This window comes from Streptococcus sanguinis SK49, assembly GCF_000212815.1.
Lineage (GTDB): Bacteria > Bacillota > Bacilli > Lactobacillales > Streptococcaceae > Streptococcus > Streptococcus sanguinis_C.
In genome coordinates this window covers 316,785-333,829 of the sequence record NZ_GL890985.1, presented here as the reverse complement: position 1 = coordinate 333,829, position 17,045 = coordinate 316,785, and the positions used below count along the sequence as shown (strand labels likewise).

The 17,045-nt window shown below is 44.9% G+C and carries 15 protein-coding genes and 1 pseudogene; 4 read left to right on the top strand and 12 right to left on the bottom strand.

From position 1 onward, the window contains the following. Window positions 1-105 precede the first annotated feature (105 nt). The 7 genes from HMPREF9380_RS09205 to HMPREF9380_RS09235 form a co-directional block, all read right to left on the bottom strand. The gene (locus HMPREF9380_RS09205) at window positions 106-2,034 is read right to left on the bottom strand and encodes a beta-glucoside-specific PTS transporter subunit IIABC (RefSeq protein WP_002932048.1); all 1,929 of its coding nucleotides are present in this window, start codon (window positions 2,032-2,034) and stop codon (window positions 106-108) included. A 312-nt stretch (window positions 2,035-2,346) separates the two neighbouring features. Beyond that, entirely contained in the window at window positions 2,347-3,576 is a 1,230-nt protein-coding gene (locus tag HMPREF9380_RS09210; protein ID WP_002932046.1) for a TRZ/ATZ family protein, read from the bottom strand. A 137-nt stretch (window positions 3,577-3,713) separates the two neighbouring features. Beyond that, window positions 3,714-4,406: a methionine ABC transporter permease gene (locus tag HMPREF9380_RS09215; RefSeq protein WP_002898357.1), complete on the bottom strand. Its 693-nt coding sequence runs from the start codon at window positions 4,404-4,406 to the stop codon at window positions 3,714-3,716. After that, on the bottom strand, window positions 4,406-5,473 hold the full coding sequence (locus HMPREF9380_RS09220) for a methionine ABC transporter ATP-binding protein (RefSeq protein ID WP_032907158.1): 1,068 nt from the start codon (window positions 5,471-5,473) through the stop codon (window positions 4,406-4,408). The genes HMPREF9380_RS09215 and HMPREF9380_RS09220 overlap by 1 nt, the downstream gene beginning before the upstream one ends. Window positions 5,474-5,722: 249 nt before the next feature. Continuing rightward, on the bottom strand, window positions 5,723-6,598 hold the full coding sequence (locus HMPREF9380_RS09225) for a MetQ/NlpA family ABC transporter substrate-binding protein (protein ID WP_002932043.1): 876 nt from the start codon (window positions 6,596-6,598) through the stop codon (window positions 5,723-5,725). A gap of 158 nt (window positions 6,599-6,756) precedes the next feature. Beyond that, window positions 6,757-7,692 (bottom strand): peptide-methionine (R)-S-oxide reductase MsrB, encoded by a 936-nt coding sequence (msrB, locus tag HMPREF9380_RS09230; RefSeq protein ID WP_002932039.1) that lies wholly within the window; start codon window positions 7,690-7,692, stop codon window positions 6,757-6,759. Between the two features lie 164 nt (window positions 7,693-7,856). After that, a complete protein-coding gene (locus tag HMPREF9380_RS09235; protein WP_002932038.1) occupies window positions 7,857-8,795 on the bottom strand; it encodes a dihydroorotate oxidase in 939 nt (312 codons plus the stop codon). A gap of 351 nt (window positions 8,796-9,146) precedes the next feature. Between HMPREF9380_RS09235 and gdhA the strand changes: the two genes are divergently transcribed. The 3 genes and pseudogenes from gdhA to HMPREF9380_RS09250 all read left to right on the top strand — a co-directional run. Continuing rightward, a complete protein-coding gene (gene gdhA / locus HMPREF9380_RS09240; RefSeq protein WP_002932037.1) occupies window positions 9,147-10,493 on the top strand; it encodes an NADP-specific glutamate dehydrogenase in 1,347 nt (448 codons plus the stop codon). 30 nt (window positions 10,494-10,523) lie between these two features. Then, window positions 10,524-11,009 carry a GNAT family N-acetyltransferase gene (locus HMPREF9380_RS09245; protein WP_002932036.1) on the top strand — a complete coding sequence of 162 codons (486 nt, stop codon included), beginning with the start codon at window positions 10,524-10,526 and terminating at the stop codon, window positions 11,007-11,009. Between the two features lie 15 nt (window positions 11,010-11,024). After that, a pseudogene (locus HMPREF9380_RS09250) lies at window positions 11,025-11,174 on the top strand (NADP oxidoreductase); the annotation flags it as partial. 50 nt (window positions 11,175-11,224) lie between these two features. Here the strand turns inward: HMPREF9380_RS09250 and HMPREF9380_RS09255 are convergent. From HMPREF9380_RS09255 to HMPREF9380_RS09270, 4 genes are all read right to left on the bottom strand, one after another. Beyond that, a complete protein-coding gene (locus HMPREF9380_RS09255; protein WP_002932034.1) occupies window positions 11,225-11,593 on the bottom strand; it encodes an EXLDI protein in 369 nt (122 codons plus the stop codon). 64 nt (window positions 11,594-11,657) lie between these two features. Continuing rightward, window positions 11,658-12,560, bottom strand: a complete 903-nt coding sequence (locus tag HMPREF9380_RS09260) for a DUF2268 domain-containing putative Zn-dependent protease (protein WP_002932028.1) — start codon at window positions 12,558-12,560, stop codon at window positions 11,658-11,660. Between the two features lie 173 nt (window positions 12,561-12,733). Continuing rightward, window positions 12,734-13,363 (bottom strand): DUF4352 domain-containing protein, encoded by a 630-nt coding sequence (locus tag HMPREF9380_RS09265; RefSeq protein WP_002932026.1) that lies wholly within the window; start codon window positions 13,361-13,363, stop codon window positions 12,734-12,736. A gap of 21 nt (window positions 13,364-13,384) precedes the next feature. Then, window positions 13,385-14,248 carry a mechanosensitive ion channel family protein gene (locus tag HMPREF9380_RS09270; RefSeq protein WP_002932023.1) on the bottom strand — a complete coding sequence of 288 codons (864 nt, stop codon included), beginning with the start codon at window positions 14,246-14,248 and terminating at the stop codon, window positions 13,385-13,387. Between the two features lie 158 nt (window positions 14,249-14,406). Here HMPREF9380_RS09270 and sstT point away from each other — a divergent pair, with 158 nt between their 5' ends. Further along, window positions 14,407-15,609, top strand: coding sequence for a serine/threonine transporter SstT (gene sstT / locus HMPREF9380_RS09275; protein ID WP_032907153.1), 1,203 nt, complete (start codon window positions 14,407-14,409; stop codon window positions 15,607-15,609). Window positions 15,610-15,673: 64 nt separating this feature from the next. On the opposite strand, the gene HMPREF9380_RS09280 is transcribed toward sstT, so the two are convergent. Continuing rightward, window positions 15,674-17,011 (bottom strand): alanine/glycine:cation symporter family protein, encoded by a 1,338-nt coding sequence (locus HMPREF9380_RS09280; protein ID WP_002932021.1) that lies wholly within the window; start codon window positions 17,009-17,011, stop codon window positions 15,674-15,676. Between the last annotated feature and the right edge of the window lie 34 nt (window positions 17,012-17,045).

Below are 17,045 nucleotides of genomic sequence, written 5' to 3'. Positions count from 1 at the left end.
CTATTTTTACCGTCAAAAGGAAAGCAAAGCAAAAAGCAGGGGAATGGGAGAGATTGCTACAATTTGAAGATTGTAGCAATCTCTCCCATTCCCCTGCTTCATTTTCTATTTTTTCAATTCTAATAGCTGATCACCAAGCTGAACTTCTCCTTTTGCAAGGACTTCAATCTGCTTATAATTGGCTGTGTTAGTAACAATGATTGGAGTTGTCACTGGATAACCAGCCTCCTTGATAGTATCAATATCAAAGCTAAGCAGAAGCTGTCCTTTCTTAACTTTAGAGCCTTGGACAACATGAGCTGTAAAGCCTTTTCCGTCAAGGGCTACTGTATCCATACCGACGTGAATCAGCAGTTCTGCACCATCGTCAGTAGCTAAACCAATAGCATGGTTGGTTGGGAAAAGCAGTCGAATGACCCCATCAGTAGGAGCTACTACTTCGCCAACACTCGGCTCAATAGCAACTCCTTTGCCCATAGCTCCGCTAGCAAAGACAGCATCTGGAGTGTCCTCAAGAGCCACTAGCTCACCAGCCAATGGACTTGTCACGACTTGCTCTAACATTCCCGCTGAGTCTACTGCTTTTTCAAAATCTAAAGATTGGGTAGCTGCTTTTTCTGACGGTCCACCGAAAAGATTTGGAATCTTTACTAGCTGAGTCAGGCCAAAACCTAACACAAAGTTTGCCACAATGGCAATGAGGAAGTGAACCAAGGTCATGCTGTTGCCAGCTTCGATAAAGGATGGAATGGCAAAGAGTCCCATACCTCCCATAACTTGCATTTTGACATCAAAGAAAGCTAGATACGCACCAGTCAGTGCCCCAGAAATACAGGTCATGATAAACGGCAAGCGCATAGGGAGGGTGATCCCGTAAATAGCTGGCTCCGTCACACCAAAAAGAGCTGATATAAAGGCCGGAATCGAAAGCTGACGAACTTTATCTTCTTTGGTGCGCATCATGATATTGATCAGGGCACCTGCCTGAGCAAAACAGATGGCGATAGAGGCAACCAAGATGACCCCTGGACCCTTTTGAAGCTCCAAGATTGCTAGTGGCACCAAGCCCCAGTGAAGACCGAACATAACTAGAACCTGCCAAGCAGCCCCCAGAACGATACCATATATCACCGGATTAAAGTCATAGATACCTGTAAAGAAAGCACCAACCAAATCAGAAGCCCAACTCATGACCGGACCGATAACCAGAAAGGCCAGTGGCACTGTAATTAAAAGGGTAAAGAATGGTACGATGAAGACTTTGACAACATCTGGAATGATTTTTTTGAAGCCTTTTTCAATCTTGGCACCAGTCCAAACAGCTGCAATCACCGGAAGGACCGTTGACAGGTAGCTAGATGTAGGGAAGATAATAGGAAGACCGAAGAAGGTTGAGAAAATTGGAGACTCAATCGGTGTACCAGCAAAAAGTGTATAAAGCGGTTTTTCTGCTGTAAAACTAGCTGCGATATTTGGATAAACCAAAGCAAAACCGATAGCCAAAGCGGTGAACTGATTCATCTTGAAACGTTTAGCAGATGTAATAGCTAAAATCAAAGGAAGAAACTGGAAGAGACCATCACCGGCTGCATTGAGCACAACATAAGCACCATCTGTTTTGGCAACGCCTAAGGCTGCCATAATGGCTACCACACCTTTGATCATACCTGCTGCTGACAAGGTTCCTAGCATAGGCTGGAAGAGACCAGATACGAGCGCAATGAAGCGGTCAAACAGATTTCCTTCTACAGCATCATCTGCATCAACACTGCCCTCACCAGAAATACCAGAAACCTTAAGCACCGTTTCATAAACATCTGGCACATGATTGCCAATAACGACTTGATATTGACCACCGGCCTTGACAACCGTTACAACTCCGTCGCGCTTCATCAGATAGTCTGTATCTGCTTTAGATTCATCCTTTAGAGAAAAACGCAAGCGTGTCACGCAGTGTACCAGTTTGGTAATATTGTCCTTGCCCCCTACATGGGCAACAATATCCTGAGCTAATTCAGTATAGTCTTTAGCCATAATGGATCCTCCTTTTATTTTTTAGGCTATCAGTTTGTTCCTATTCCCGAAAATAGGGCACGAAAAAAACCTAAACACACACCAAATAGAAAGCAAGAAACTGCTTTATATCTCGTATTTGCTTAGGTTTTGCCTGCTTGACCAGTAACAATCCATAAGTTTATTATATCAGAAACCAGAGAAATTGCAAGCGTTTTCTAAATATTTTGTCAAATTTTATAAAAAATGGAAGCTAGGCTTGTTCCTCACTTCCATTTTAAGCTTTTACACTTACACAAAATTTCCAACATCAACGGTCAGCACTTGGCCGTTTCAGACAACCTGCTGCCCTGCAATGTAGACATCCTGAACATCGCTGCCTTTGACTGCGTACACTAGGTGCGACAGCATATTTCCCAAAGGATAGAGATGAAGTCTTCCCTTAGGTTGAATGACAATGAAATCGGCTTGCTTGCCCGCTTCCAGACTACCGATTTTGTTATCCAATCCCAACGCCTTGGCTCCTTCAATAGTCAAAGCTTTCAAGGCCTGATCAATCGTAAACTGGGTCGCATCTCCTGCCCGCATCTTCTGAAGGAGAGCAGCTGTCCGACCTTCTTCAAACATATCCAGATTATTATTGGAAGCGACAGAGTCTGTCGCTAAGCCAACGGTCACCCCAGCGGCTAGTAAGTCGGTCACCGGAGCTACACCGGAAGCCAGCTTGAGGTTGCTGATAGGATTGTGGGCGATGCTGACTGGTGAAGCCGCCAAATCCGCAATCTCTGACGGATTTAGTTCAACCCCGTGAGCAAAAATGGCTGGCTGCTCCAAGTAGCCCAGGCCTTTCAAGAAAGCTATAGGACGTTTACCATAGCGCTCCAGAATGATTTTATTTTCTTCCTGGGTCTCTGCCACATGGATATGAAGCTTCAAATCCAGCTCACGCGCTAACTCAAGACTTCCCTTGAGCAGAGCTTCATCACAGGCATAAGGCGAATGAGGCGCCACCATGACCTGAAAATCTTCATCATTATAGGAAAGGATTTTCTCAATAATGTCCCGAGTACGAACCAGAGTCTCTTCTGCAGTTTCCGCCTCAGAGCTAAAGAGTGTTGGTGAGAAATAGCAACGCATACCAGACTGCCGCACAGTTTGATAAATCCGGTCAATCTCTACTCCCTGAGGATTATACATGTCGTTAAAAGTTGTTGTTCCTGACAGCAGCATTTCAGCTAGAGCCAGCTGGACAGCCTCAGTCGTTAGATCCGCTGTGAATTGACTTTCTGCTGGCCAGATATAGTCCTCCAGCCATTCATGCAGATTGCTGTCATCACGAATCCCACGCAGCAAGGTCATGGCCGAGTGAGTATGACAGTTAACCAGTCCTGGCATGATCCAAGCCCCTTCATAATCCACTGTTTCACTGCATTTCCCTAGCCAGCTTTCATCATAGGGACCACAGTAGGCAATGCGGTCATCTTCCACGACCAGCAGCCCTTCTCGGTAAACATGAAATACGCTGTCACAGGTCACCAGATTGACATTTGTATAAGCTTTCATCCGCCATATCCTCACTTTCCCAACACTTGACTTCAAGAGATTTTAGCTATTATAACAATCCTAATCTAATTGCGCAAGTCTTTTAATACAATTATGGCATTAAAAAGAGCCCCAGCTGAGGCCCTAGTTGTCAATCATTATCTATGACTAATCTTCCGTGTCAGGAAATCCCCAACAAACTGAATAAAGAAGATGAGCAGCAAAATAAGAATGGTCGCAAGAATAGTCACATCATGGTTGAAACGCTGATAACCATAAGTCAGGGCAACATTTCCCAGTCCACCAGCACCAATTGCTCCCGCCATAGCGGTCTCACCAACCAGAGAGATCAGCGTAACAGTCGTCACCCGAATCAAGTCCGGCAGACCTTCCCGCAGGTAAACACCGACAATGTCCCAGAAAGTTGCTCCACTAGCCTGCGCCGCTTCAATGACCCCTCGGTCTAGTTCGGATAAGACCACCTGAACCTGACGGGCGAAGAAAGGAAAAACAGCCAGCGAAAGAGGTACCAAGGCCGCAGTCGGACCAATCCCAGTTCCCACAATAATCCGAGTAAAGGGATTAATAAGGGCTAGGAGAATGATGAAAGGAATCGCCCGGAAGATAGAGGTAACCTTGTCCAAGACGAAAAAGACAAGTCTATTTTCCAAAATACCTCGCGGCCCTGTCAAGACAAGCAAGAGACCAGCGATAAAGCCTAGAATCCCTCCGATAAAGAAAGGAATGATGGTCATATACAGAGTCAGGTAAATAGCTGTTCCCCAGCCAGCCTGCCCAGACCAGCCCATTCTATAAACATTGGGCATAAATTGTTGAATCAGCTGTAGCATTAGTTACTCCCTTCTTTCAGAACATGCAGCTCTACTCCTGCTTCGCGCAGACTTTCCTGCACCGCCGCCAGTTGCTTGGTCTCTCCAGATAAGATAACGACCATTTCTCCGACCGGTACATGATCTAAAATCTCAATATTGGCGTGAAGAATATTGGCCGATATCTGATACTGCTTGTAAATGTCGTTTATAATGGCTGTGTCCGTTACCACACCTGAGTATTTCAAATGTGCCAGAATGGAATTTTCCGGCAGGTTTTGCACAATCTTTTGCTGGTTGATTTTGATCATGGCCTCATTGATACCGGTTGCGGTCGTAATGAAGTCTTGGGTCAGCTCATTCTTGGGATTAGAGAAAATATCCAGAACTGAACCTTCCTCAATCAGCCGACCGTTCTGCATAACTGCTACCCGGTTGGCAATGTCCTTGACAATCTGCATTTCGTGGGTAATGAGGACAATAGTCAGACCCAATTTTTGATTCAAATCCTGCAATAGAGCCAAAATCTGCTTGGTGGTCTTAGGATCCAGAGCGGATGTGGACTCGTCCGAGATTAGGATTTTGGGATCATTGGCCAAGGCACGCGCAATGGCCACCCGCTGCTTCTGACCGCCAGACAGCTGGGCAGGATAATTGTCCGCCCGATCTGCTAAGCCTACCAAGTCCAAAAGAGTGTGAACTTTCTTCTCTTTTTCAGCAGCTGATAAAGGTGAATGCTTAAGCGCAAAAGCAACATTTTCCTTGGCTGTCATCTGAGCCATGAGGTTAAAATGCTGGAAAATCATCCCGATATCCTTACGCTTTTGACGTAGCTGAGCCGCAGTAAGCTGAACCTGATGATGATCATAGAAAACCGTATCATCCACCGTAATCTTACCGGCAGACGGCACCTGCAGCAAGTTAATGACACGAACCAGAGTAGATTTTCCGGCACCAGAATAACCTACAATTCCATAAATATCTCCCTGATTAATATGAATGGTCACATCTTCTACGGCCTTAATGTTTTGCTTTTTTTGATTAAAAACGACATCAATGTGATCCAATTTGATAATTTCTTTGCCCATAATTTCCGATTCACTCCTTGATTTGTCCAATATGTGATGTATCCTCTGTAGCCTTTTAGTTTGATTTCCGTCTGTCATTTGACCTAAGGAACTGACAAGTCGCGTTCTACAATCTGTACCGACCTAACCCAAAGCCAGATACTGTTCAAACTAAATGACCATAATAGCAGATAAAGGGCTGGAGAAGCTAATCTCCGCCCTTCTTAATCATTTCATTTATTCAATACAATGAATTTCTGCTGGTAAAAATTACCACACTGGCTGATCCATACCATCTGATGATTCTTCGATAACTTTTTTTACTTCATCAGTGTGGTAAGCCTTGATAATTTTTTCAATTGCGTCAGCCTTGTCTGATTTCTTCCAATCTGGTTTCGCTGCAATCAGGTTATACCATTGTTTTGAGTTTTCATTGGCTTCTTCTTTGAAGAGGGCCTTTTTGTAGTCAATGCCTGCTTCGCGGACGAAAGTATTATTGACAACTGCAGCATCTGCTGAAGTCAGAGAAGCTGGCGTTTGAGAAGCATCCAACTCAGAAATTGTCAGATTCTTCTTGTTTTCTTTGATGTTGGCAACAGTCGCAAGTTCCTTACCTTTAACATCAAGCTTGATCAAGCCAGCTGATTCGAGAAGATAAAGAGCACGGCTCTCATTTGTCGCATCATTTGGAACGGCAATCGTACCATTTTCTGGGATGTCTTTCACATTTGTATATTTATTTTTGCCGTCCTTTGTACCAGAATAGAGACGAATAGGAGCGATATAGGTATCCGCAACAGACACAAGATCTGCCCCCTTCTCTTTGTTCCAGTTTTCAAGGAAGTTGTAATGTTGGAAAGCGTTGATATCCACATCACCGTCAAGCAGAGCTTGGTTAGGCTGAGAGTAGTCGGTAAACTGTGTATATTCTAATTTAACACCTGCATTTTCTTTGTCAAGAATCTCTTGAACCTTGTTCCAGCGCGCTTCTTCTGTATCACTCAGGCTCATTACCCCAACCTTAACGGTTACAGGTCCGTCTGCTGATTTGCTCTCCTTATTAGAAGAGCCTCCGCCACAAGCTGCCAAACCCAAGGCTGCAAGGCCTACTAAGCCGATTGAAAAGATTTTTTTCAAATTCATCATTTATTCTCCTTTAATGAATAAAATTCTAAATCTTCTATTTTATAAGATTACTTCTCATTTTACCATGTTCAAGGAGACTTGGCTTATATAAATAATTTATCACCGTGATAAAAAATTTATATGACTGTTTGAAGTATTTGAGTTGATTTTATGCCCTTTTACTGCATGAAGGTCAGCAGATAGCCATATCCTTCTGCTTCCATTTTCTCTTTTGGAATAAATCGCAGAGCTGCTGAGTTGATACAGTAGCGCAAGCCGCCTGCTGCTTCTGGTCCGTCTGTGAAGACATGCCCCAGATGGGCGTTCCCTGAACGGCTGCGTACTTCGATCCGCTCCATGCCATGGCTCTTGTCTTCATAGTATCGCAGAACTTCTCTGGCAATGGGCCGGCTAAAGCTAGGCCAGCCGCAGCCAGACTCAAACTTATCACCAGCAAAAAAGATGGGCTCACCAGTCGTCACATCTACATAAATTCCTTCTTCAAAAGTGGCATTGTAGGCATTATGGAAAGGGCGCTCTGTCGCACTGTTCTGGGTCACCTGGTACTGCTCTTCCGTCAGCTGCTCCTTTAGTTCTACATCCGTAGGCTTCTCGTACTGTCCTGGATCGACCAAGGGCTGATAAGCATCATTGACATTGATATGACAGTAGCCACCAGGATTTTTCTTGAGATAATCCTGATGATAGTCCTCAGCTAGGACATAGTGGCGCAAAGGCTCTAGCTCAACAGCAATCTTTTGTCCCAACTGCTTTTCCTGCTCAGAAAAAACCTGCTCAATGACTGCCTTATCGGCTTGATTGGTATAGTAAACGCCCGTCCGATACTGACGTCCTACATCATTTCCCTGCTTATTGACCGACAGAGGATCAATGACTCGGAAATAATAGAGCAGGATTTCCCGCAGGCTGACCCGCTTTTCATCATAGATCAGATGAACCGTCTCTGCATGGTCCGTCTGATGAATCAGCTGGTAGTTGGTTGATTCCACTTGCCCATTGGCGTATCCCACTGTCGTTTCCTCCACACCCTCAATGCGAGAAAAGTACTCTTCCAATCCCCAGAAGCATCCGCCTGCTAAATAAATTTCTGCCATAAAAGCACCTCATTTCTTTGCGTCTATTTTCTCATAAAAGGAGTCGAAATTATAGCAATTTGATTAGAACTTTCTTCAAAATAATATGAAAAAGCTAGGTTTCAATACTTCTCAACCCAGCCATATTCTTCATTTCAAATCACTACAACTCTTGTTATAGAAGATTACTCCTCAATATACTTCAATTTCCCTCGGAAATCTTCCAGGTTTTCATAGCCTTTTTCTTCCATAATAGCCTTGAGTTCTGTGGTGATACGCTCGAAGGCTGCCACTCCTTCTTTATGAAGGGTTGTTCCTACCTGCACCATACTGGCTCCACAGAGGATATGCTCAAAGGCATCTCGCCCCGTCAGGACACCACCAGTACCAATGATTTGGATTTCCGGTTTCAGGCGTTGGTAAAAGGCATGGACATTGGCCAGAGCAGTCGGCTTGATGTACTGACCTCCGATACCTCCAAAACCATTTTTCGGACGAATGACCACTGACTCATCTTCTATATAAAGACCGTTTCCGATTGAGTTTACACAATTGACAAACTTGAGCGGATATTTGTTAAAAATCGCAGCGGCCTGATCAAAATGCACGATGTCAAAATAAGGAGGTAGCTTGATACCCAATGGCTTGGTGAAATAAGCAAAAACCTCTGACAAAATCTTTTCCGTCGTTTCAAAGTCATAAGCAATCTGCGGCTTGCCAGGGACATTGGGGCAGGAGAGATTGAGCTCAGTAATGCCTTTAAAGTCACTTGCCTGCACTTTCTTAAGAATGGTGTGGGTTTCTTCTGGCGACATACCGACCAAAGAGAGGAAGAAAGTGCGATTCGGTTCGCTTTCCTGGAGTTCCAGCAGGTAGTCAAGATAGTAGTCTAAACCATTGTTGGGCAGGCCCATGGAATTGATAGACCCCAGCGGAACATCCTGATAGCGCGGTTCTGGGTTTCCCTGACGAAATTCCAGCGTTGCCGTCTTGGTCACAAATGTTCCCGCAGCAGAATCTTTGACTTCTGCCAGTTCCTCTTTTGTCATGCAGGCAACACCAGCTGCATTCATCAGGCAGTTGTCAAATGCAAAACCAGCAATCTGTGTAGATGTCGAAACCATAGTAAAACGCTCCTTTTTTTCTGAAGGCGAGTGCCTTTAGCTCATTTCCTCTATTATATCACCAAACTCCACTTTTTCGTTTTTTAAACCAGCAATTCCTGACTAACGTTCGGAAAACATCCAGTTCGCTCAGCTATTTTCTGGAATATTTCAGAAAATAAATTGTGGAAATTTTTAGAAAATTCAACTTTTTTCTTTACAAGAGAAAAAAAGTCTGCTATAATGTTCCATGTAATAAAATATGACATCTAAAAGATGCCTGTTTTAAAAATTTAAACACATCCTCGTCACACAAGTTGTAAGTAGCTTCCGACAGGATGGTTTACTATTTTATTTAAAGGAGAATGACAGATGACAACTGCTAAAGAATATATCCAAAGCACTTTCGAGACCGTAAAAGCCCGCAACGGACACGAGGCAGAATTCCTCCAAGCTGTTGAAGAGTTTCTCAATACTCTGGAGCCCGTTTTCGAAAAACACCCAGAATACATTGAAGAAAACATCCTAGCGCGTATTACTGAGCCTGAGCGCGTTATAAGCTTCCGTGTTCCTTGGGTAGACCGCGAAGGCAACGTACAAGTCAACCGTGGTTACCGCGTACAATTTAACTCAGCAGTTGGCCCTTATAAAGGCGGCCTTCGTTTCCACCCAACTGTAAACCAAGGTATCTTGAAATTCCTCGGATTTGAGCAAATCTTTAAAAATGTATTGACTGGACTGCCAATCGGCGGTGGTAAAGGTGGATCTGACTTTGATCCCAAAGGTAAGACTGATGCTGAAGTGATGCGCTTCTGCCAAAGCTTTATGACAGAATTGCAAAAACACATCGGTCCATCTCTTGACGTTCCAGCTGGTGATATCGGTGTCGGCGGACGTGAAATCGGCTACCTCTATGGCCAATACAAACGTCTTAACCAATTCGATGCTGGTGTCTTGACTGGTAAACCTCTTGGATTTGGCGGCAGCTTGATTCGCCCAGAAGCAACTGGCTACGGTTTGGTTTACTACACCGAAGAAATGCTTAAAGCTAACGGCCAAAGCTTTGCTGGCAAAAAGGTGGTTATTTCTGGTTCTGGTAACGTAGCCCAATACGCTCTTCAAAAAGCAACTGAGCTTGGTGCAACTGTTATCTCTGTATCTGACTCAAACGGCTATGTTATCGATGAAAACGGTATTGACTTTGATCTTTTGGTTGATGTCAAAGAAAAACGCCGCGCTCGCTTGACAGAATATGCTGCTGAAAAAGCAACTGCTACTTACCATGAAGGTTCTGTCTGGACTTACGCTGGTAACTATGACATCGCTCTGCCATGTGCGACACAAAATGAAATCAATGGCGAAGCTGCGAAACGTTTGGTAGCTCAAGGAGTTATCTGTGTATCTGAAGGAGCCAACATGCCGAGCGACCTGGATGCTATTGCAGTTTACAAAGAGAATGGTATCTTCTACGGACCTGCCAAAGCTGCTAATGCTGGTGGTGTTGCTATATCTGCCCTTGAAATGAGCCAAAACAGCCTTCGTCTGTCATGGACTCGCGAAGAAGTTGATGGCCGCCTCAAGGACATTATGACAAATATCTTCAACACAGCTAAAACAACTGCTGAAACATACGGACTTGGTACTGACTACCTTGCAGGAGCAAATATCGCCGCCTTCGAAAACGTAGCCAACGCTATGATTGCCCAAGGTATTGTTTAACTAGTCGATACATCCTATCGGAGGACTATCATGAACTTACGGCCAATGGAAGTGAGAGACAATCCAGCTGTAGCGCAGCTCATTCGAGCCAGCCTAGAAGAATTCGGGCTTGACAAACCAGGAACTGTCTACTTTGATTCTCATCTAGATCATTTGGCCGACTATTATCAACAGCAAGAGAGAGCAGCTTACTTTGTCCTGGAAGACGAAGGGCAGCTGGTTGGTTGTGGTGGCTTTGCACCTGTGTCTGATAAGATTGCTGAATTACAAAAACTGTACGTCACTAAGAATAGCCGTGGCAAAGGTTATTCCAGCAGGTTGATAAAGCGGATATTCCATGAAGCCCGCTTAGCAGGTTATGAACAACTTTATCTAGAAACCTCTACTGAACTGGCTACGGCTGTGGCAATCTATCAGCACTATGGTTTTACAGCATTGCAACAACCACTTTCTAACGCCGCCGGCCACCCAGCTATGAATATCTGGATGATAAAATCCCTCTCATCAGATGAATAGATGTCAGTATACTCTGGCCGTCTCAAGGACATCATGACCAACATTCTTAACACAGCTAAAACTACCGCTGAAACTTACGGACTTAGCAAAGACTATCTGGCTAGTGTTAACATCTCTACCTTCGAAAACGTGGCCAAAGCTATGATTGTTAAAGGTATTGTTTAAGCACTATCAAACTAGAATAAATCCGACTGCTTTTATAAGCAGTCGGATTTTTATATATCTAATTTTTCAAAAAATTTGCCTGCAGACTGCTTTTCTTTTAGCTTCTCTAACAGCTCATTCTCCAGAAAAGGACTTAGTTCGTCAAAATCTTGGCAAACCTTAAAGACAGTTTCTCTGTCCAACTGGCCATAAGTTAGTTCATAATAATCCTTCTTATGATGCCAGTTCTGCTCATAGTTGACATCTGTCCGTTGATAGTAAACAATGTTTTGCTTCGGAGTCAGGTAAAGCTTCTGCGTCAGAATGCTTTTCTGATCTTTGGACAGCTTGCTACGGCTGAAAATTTTGACACCTTGAAAAATCTTGCGCTCATGGATACCTTGATTTGTGACTTTTAATTCAATTCTTTTATAATGCATACTGATACCTCCAGAAATCACCTACATTATATCAGGTTCTGGTAGATTTTCAAGCAAAAATGTGTCATTTCCAAAAGTCTTTTGTCGCCTCTAAAATTTCTTCTGTCGGTGTTACTGTGGCCTCAATAATGCTCTTGCCAGTCTTTTTCAGATAGGCTTGTATCAGATGATAGCCATAAGCATAGCCCGCAGCATAAGGCATACCAACCGGTATCTGACCCTGTATCTCAGCAATTTCATCACCGTAGAGATAAGGAGCCATTTCCGCCATCCCCGTTAGCTGAAGCTGACTTGAGATGATGGGCTTAATCTCCTCTAACTGCTCTGGACTGGTTGAAGTGACCCAAGGTCCGATGAGCTCCTTGCCATAGAGCTCAGCAGCAAAAGACTCTGCCAATCCTTCACTAACTACCCAGTCTGCTAATGTCGTCTGCTGGTTCCATTTGATAAATTGGAAGCGGACATTATGATTGCACTCGTGGGCCAGCGCCGCCTGTACACGTGGCAAAGTGTAGTCATTCGGTAACAGACTAAGCATGAGGTAGCCTGGAATTCCACCATCTCCGCTATAACCCTTATTGAGCTGTAACATAGGTTTTTCAGGATTTCCCAATAAAATAGTGAAATGATAATCCTCAACCTCTAAATCATATCCAGCTTGCTCAAAAAGACTTATACTCCTCTTGATGGTATTCTGGCAATCTTGCCAAAGCTGATCTGAACTGAGAGCATCAATAGACGGTCTATCCTTTTCTGACAGAGTGCCGGGTAGCTGATTCATAAAGCCAAGTAGGAAAAGAGCATCAAATCCTCCGGGATACTTCGCTTTCAGAGGAATGTGTTGTGTTTGATATTTTGTTGCAAAAGGTGCTAAAATCTTAGCTCGAAAACAACCCTCTCTTTTTTCCAAGGGTAATTCGAGCAACTCCTGATAAACCTTATCAGAACGAATGATATTGATTTTCATGGCAATCTCCTTTTCTAATTTTCACCAGTATACACCCTCCTCTAAGGTCAGAGTCAAGAAAAAGATTTGAAACTTTTGCCTCAAATCTTCTTTTATCTATACAGTTTGCTGCCTCCATTTTCAAATCTAGTGCGGAAAGTAGCAAAGACATTAGAGTAATAGGTTAATTTCCCCTATTGCTCCTTCTTTTTCTCTTGCTTTGTCTTGTTTTTCTCCTTTTGCCACTTAGCATTTTCGTAGGTCACAGTATAGGTATCCTCATCGCCGCCTTCACCGTCAAAGATTAGGTCAAAACGAACAGACTTGCCTGGCGCCAGATTGGCGCCGATTTGTGTATTGTCAAAGGTTGAGCCATCCAAAATGTAGACATTCTCCTTCTTGTCATAGAGTCCAAAGTCATAAGGACTGACCAGAATGGGCTTTTTAGAAGTATTTTCAACCGTGATTGTCGCAACGACAGCTACTCCTGTTGACTCATCACTCATGACTCTCTTGCTGTCTTCTACTGCCGAATGAACTGTCACCTTAAGTCCACTGGAAAATTCAACTGTTTTTTCAAAAGCATGGCTGTTATAGGACTCTAAAGGCGAGTTATGGTAGCCTGTGAGAGACTTGAGATGGTCATTTTCCTCCATAAGGCCAATCGTTGTAATGACGAGGAGAATGCTGAGTAAGGCCAGAAGAAAGATAATAATCCCAGAAACCAGAGCTGCCCAAAAGAGACCCTGCTTGTGGAGAGGACGTTTTAAACGGTAAACATGATTGTCCTCGCTGACAATCTCCTGCTGAATTCGCTGATTCATATGGACCTTTCTAATCAATAATTACTCGCCTTTTGTAAGAGGCCCAAGCGTTGGGAGTTCAATCCCCTCTCGCAAAAGCGCTTCATGGTAAAGGCGGTAGAAGATATGGTAAATGGAAACCTGCATGCCGCCTTGTACGATCATGCTGATACGGAAGTTGAACTGGCCATTTGAAGCCATCTGCGGCCCCAAGACATCCGGTTCCTTGAGAATCTCTGGATGTTCTGGCACTGCTTCTTCATTAACCTTAGAAATGATGCGGTAAATCTCGTCTAAATCCGTCTGGGCATAAATGGGAATGTCAATCAGAACACGCATGTCTCCACGAGACAGATTGCTGACAACCATGATATTGCGGTTTGGAACAAAATGAAGCGTTCCGTCCGCGTCCCGCACTTGTGTCGTCCGAATCCCGACACTGATCACTGTTCCAGCGATGTTGATAGGACCGTTAGTCAGGCGGACATTGTCACCGACATCTAACTGTCGCTCGAGAAGAATAAAGAAGCCATTGACTAGATCCGACAGGAAGCCCTGAGCTCCCATCCCAATGGCCACCCCGGCAATTCCCGCACCAGCCAAAAGACTGGAAACTGGCAGACCCAAGATAGATAAAACCCAGTAAATCAAGAGAAAATACAAGACATAATTAAGCAGATTCTCAATCAGCCGAGTAATGGTTTTCTGTCTGGCTACATCCTGCTTGGATAGCTTGAGAGAGGGGGCAATGATCTTGGTCACTGACAAATGCAGGATTTTCTTAACGATGTAAAATAAGATAAAAAGCAGAAGTAAAGAGACCAGCTTGGAAAAAAGGTCATCTGCAATCTTGCTCCAGTCAAACTGCTGGATATAGCGGGAAAAGACATTTCCGGTCTTAGACATAGGCTACCTCCAAAAAGATTACTACCATTATACCACAAAGACCAATCTGCATGGACATAGAATGGTTAGCATGACCTAGCATTGCTTTCACCCCCTTCCTATCGTATAATAAAATAAGTATCTAAGACAAGAAAGGAACTTACACGGTCCATCGCTTCATCACTATTTGGAATAAAACCAATCTAATCAAGCGGATTTCCATTGGTATTGGCATTGGTGTCCTGCTGGCTGTCATCTTCCCCCAAGCACAGGCCATTGGACTTCTGGGCCAAATCTTCGTTGGCGGCCTCAAGGCCATCGCTCCGCTCCTAGTCTTCGCTCTGGTAGCAAACGCCCTGTCGCAGCAGCAAAAAGGACAAAAGAGCAATATGAAAACAGTCATCTTGCTCTACCTTCTGGGAACCTTTGCGGCTGCCTTGGTCGCGGTTCTGGTCAACTTCTTCTTTCCCATTCGCATAGAGTTGGCGTCGTCCTCCCAAAAGGTTTCTCCGCCAGACGGAATCGGACAAGTCCTCAGCAATCTTCTGCTTCAGCTGGTGGACAATCCCGTCAACGCCCTCATCACCGCTAACTACATTGGTATCCTGTTCTGGGCTGTCATCTTTGGAATTGCCATGCGAGAAGCTAGCCACCACAGCAAGGAACTGCTGCAGACCTTGGCAGATATCACTTCTAAGATTGTCGAGTGGATTATCAATCTAGCCCCTCTTGGCATTTTAGGCCTGGTCTACACGACCATTTCCGGCAAAGGCTTCCAGGCTCTCAAAAGCTATGGTATCCTGCTGCTGGTCTTGATAGCCAGCATGCTGATTGTCGCTCTGGTTATCAATCCTTTGATTAGCTTTATCATGCTGCAGAAAAATCCTTATCCCTTGGTCTGGCGCTGTTTGCGAGTCAGTGGTGTGACTGCCTTTTTCACGCGCAGCTCAGCGGCTAACATCCCCGTCAACATGAAACTATGTCGGGATCTAGGACTCAATCCAGAGACCTACTCGGTCTCTATTCCTCTGGGAGCCACTATCAACATGGCAGGGGCTGCTATTACTATCAATACCCTGACCTTGGCTGCTGTCAATACGCTGGGTATCCGGGTTGACTTTGGCACAGCTCTAGTTCTCAGTGTCGTAGCAGCAATTTCTGCCTGTGGGGCTTCCGGTGTAGCTGGCGGGTCTCTTCTGCTCATTCCAGTCGCTTGCAGCCTCTTTGGGATTTCCAATGATTTGGCCATGCAGGTAGTCAGCGTCGGCTTTGTCATCGGTGTCATTCAGGACTCCTGCGAGACAGCCCTCAACTCTTCTACTGATGTCCTCTTTACAGCTGTGGCCGAGATGAGCAGCTGGCCGAAAGAAAAACGCTATTAATTTCAACAAAAACCTCTAGACTTCCATCATTACAGAAAGCTAGAGGCTTTTTTATGTGCGAAAATTAGTTCTTTCGATGCTTGGCAAAGTATTTCTTTGTTTCACTGATAACAATAGGAGAAAGCACCAGAAGAGCGATTAAGTTCGGCAAGGCCATGAGGGCATTGACAATATCTGCAAGAATCCAGACCGCCTCTAGACCTACAAAACCACCGAGAACAATCATCAGGACAAAGAGCAGACGATAAACGCGGATATAGCGCACCCCAAAGAGAAATTCAAAACAGCGCTCACCATAGTAGTTCCAGCCCAAGATAGTCGTAAAGGCAAACAGAACTAGAAAGACTGAAAGCAGGACCGGACCAAAATTAGCAAAAACACTCGCAAAGGCTGCTTGGGTAAGAGACACACCATTAAGATTGCCATCCCAGACTCCTGTGATTAAAATCGTCAATCCTGTCAGACTACAGATAATCAGGGTGTCAATAAAGGTTCCGGTCATGGAAATCAAGCCCTGTTCTACCGGTTCCTTTGTCCGAGCTGCCGCCGCTGCAATGGGCGCTGATCCCAAGCCAGATTCATTGGAGAAAACTCCACGCGCAACCCCGTTTTGAATTGCCATCTGGATGGTCGCACCGGCAAAACCGCCGACAGCAGCCGTCTGGCTAAATGCTGAGCTAAAGACCAGTTGGAGAGTGGGCAGCAATCGATCTAGATTGACCGCTAAGACAGTCACAGTCCCCAAGATATAAATCGCTGCCATAAAGGGCACAACCTTGGTCGATACTCGAGCAATAGACTGGATGCCGCTGAAAATAACCAGAGCCACCAAAATAGCCAAGATAGAAGCTGTCACAGCTGGAGGCAGCTGAATGGCATTCCGCATGGCCTCTGTGATGGAATTGACCTGCGTAAAAGTCCCAATCCCCAAGAGAGCCACCAAGATACCAGCTATCGCAAAAAAGATGGCCAGCGGACGCCATTTCTCGCCCATTCCTAATAGGATATAGTGCATGGGACCGCCCGCCATAGCACCATGAGCATCCTTGCGGCGGTACTTGATAGCTAAGAGGCCCTCGGCATACTTCGTCGCCATCCCAAAGAAAGCAGCTACCCACATCCAGAAGAGGGCACCCGGTCCACCAGTTTTAATGGCAGTTGCCACTCCGATGATATTTCCCGTTCCCACAGTCGCAGCCAGAGCCGTACAGAGAGCCGCAAAACTAGAGACATCGCCCTGATGCTCCTCGTCTGATACAAAGATTAGCCGAAAGGCACGCGGAAGACGAAAAATCTGCAGCAAGCCCAGACGCAGACTAAGATAGATACCGGTACCAACCAGCAAAATGAGCAGGGGCGGACCCCAAACAAAAGAATCTAGACGATTCAATATTTCCAACATGATATAAGCTCCTTTTCACACCGAGAAAAAGAAA

What these genes read in the sequence shown, in the direction of transcription:
- HMPREF9380_RS09220 (WP_032907158.1), bottom strand. Translation starts at nt 5,473, where the DNA reads ATGGGCAAAGAAATTATCAAATTGGATCACATTGATGTCGTTTTTAAT.
- HMPREF9380_RS09280 (WP_002932021.1), bottom strand. Translation starts at nt 17,011, where the DNA reads ATGTTGGAAATATTGAATCGTCTAGATTCTTTTGTTTGGGGTCCGCCC.
- HMPREF9380_RS09245 (WP_002932036.1), top strand. Translation starts at nt 10,524, where the DNA reads ATGAACTTACGGCCAATGGAAGTGAGAGACAATCCAGCTGTAGCGCAG.
- HMPREF9380_RS09265 (WP_002932026.1), bottom strand. Translation starts at nt 13,363, where the DNA reads ATGAATCAGCGAATTCAGCAGGAGATTGTCAGCGAGGACAATCATGTT.
- gdhA (WP_002932037.1), top strand. Translation starts at nt 9,147, where the DNA reads ATGACAACTGCTAAAGAATATATCCAAAGCACTTTCGAGACCGTAAAA.
- HMPREF9380_RS09210 (WP_002932046.1), bottom strand. Translation starts at nt 3,576, where the DNA reads ATGAAAGCTTATACAAATGTCAATCTGGTGACCTGTGACAGCGTATTT.
- HMPREF9380_RS09205 (WP_002932048.1), bottom strand. Translation starts at nt 2,034, where the DNA reads ATGGCTAAAGACTATACTGAATTAGCTCAGGATATTGTTGCCCATGTA.
- HMPREF9380_RS09260 (WP_002932028.1), bottom strand. Translation starts at nt 12,560, where the DNA reads ATGAAAATCAATATCATTCGTTCTGATAAGGTTTATCAGGAGTTGCTC.
- HMPREF9380_RS09215 (WP_002898357.1), bottom strand. Translation starts at nt 4,406, where the DNA reads ATGCTACAGCTGATTCAACAATTTATGCCCAATGTTTATAGAATGGGC.
- HMPREF9380_RS09270 (WP_002932023.1), bottom strand. Translation starts at nt 14,248, where the DNA reads ATGTCTAAGACCGGAAATGTCTTTTCCCGCTATATCCAGCAGTTTGAC.
- HMPREF9380_RS09235 (WP_002932038.1), bottom strand. Translation starts at nt 8,795, where the DNA reads ATGGTTTCGACATCTACACAGATTGCTGGTTTTGCATTTGACAACTGC.
- HMPREF9380_RS09255 (WP_002932034.1), bottom strand. Translation starts at nt 11,593, where the DNA reads ATGCATTATAAAAGAATTGAATTAAAAGTCACAAATCAAGGTATCCAT.
- HMPREF9380_RS09225 (WP_002932043.1), bottom strand. Translation starts at nt 6,598, where the DNA reads ATGATGAATTTGAAAAAAATCTTTTCAATCGGCTTAGTAGGCCTTGCA.
- msrB (WP_002932039.1), bottom strand. Translation starts at nt 7,692, where the DNA reads ATGGCAGAAATTTATTTAGCAGGCGGATGCTTCTGGGGATTGGAAGAG.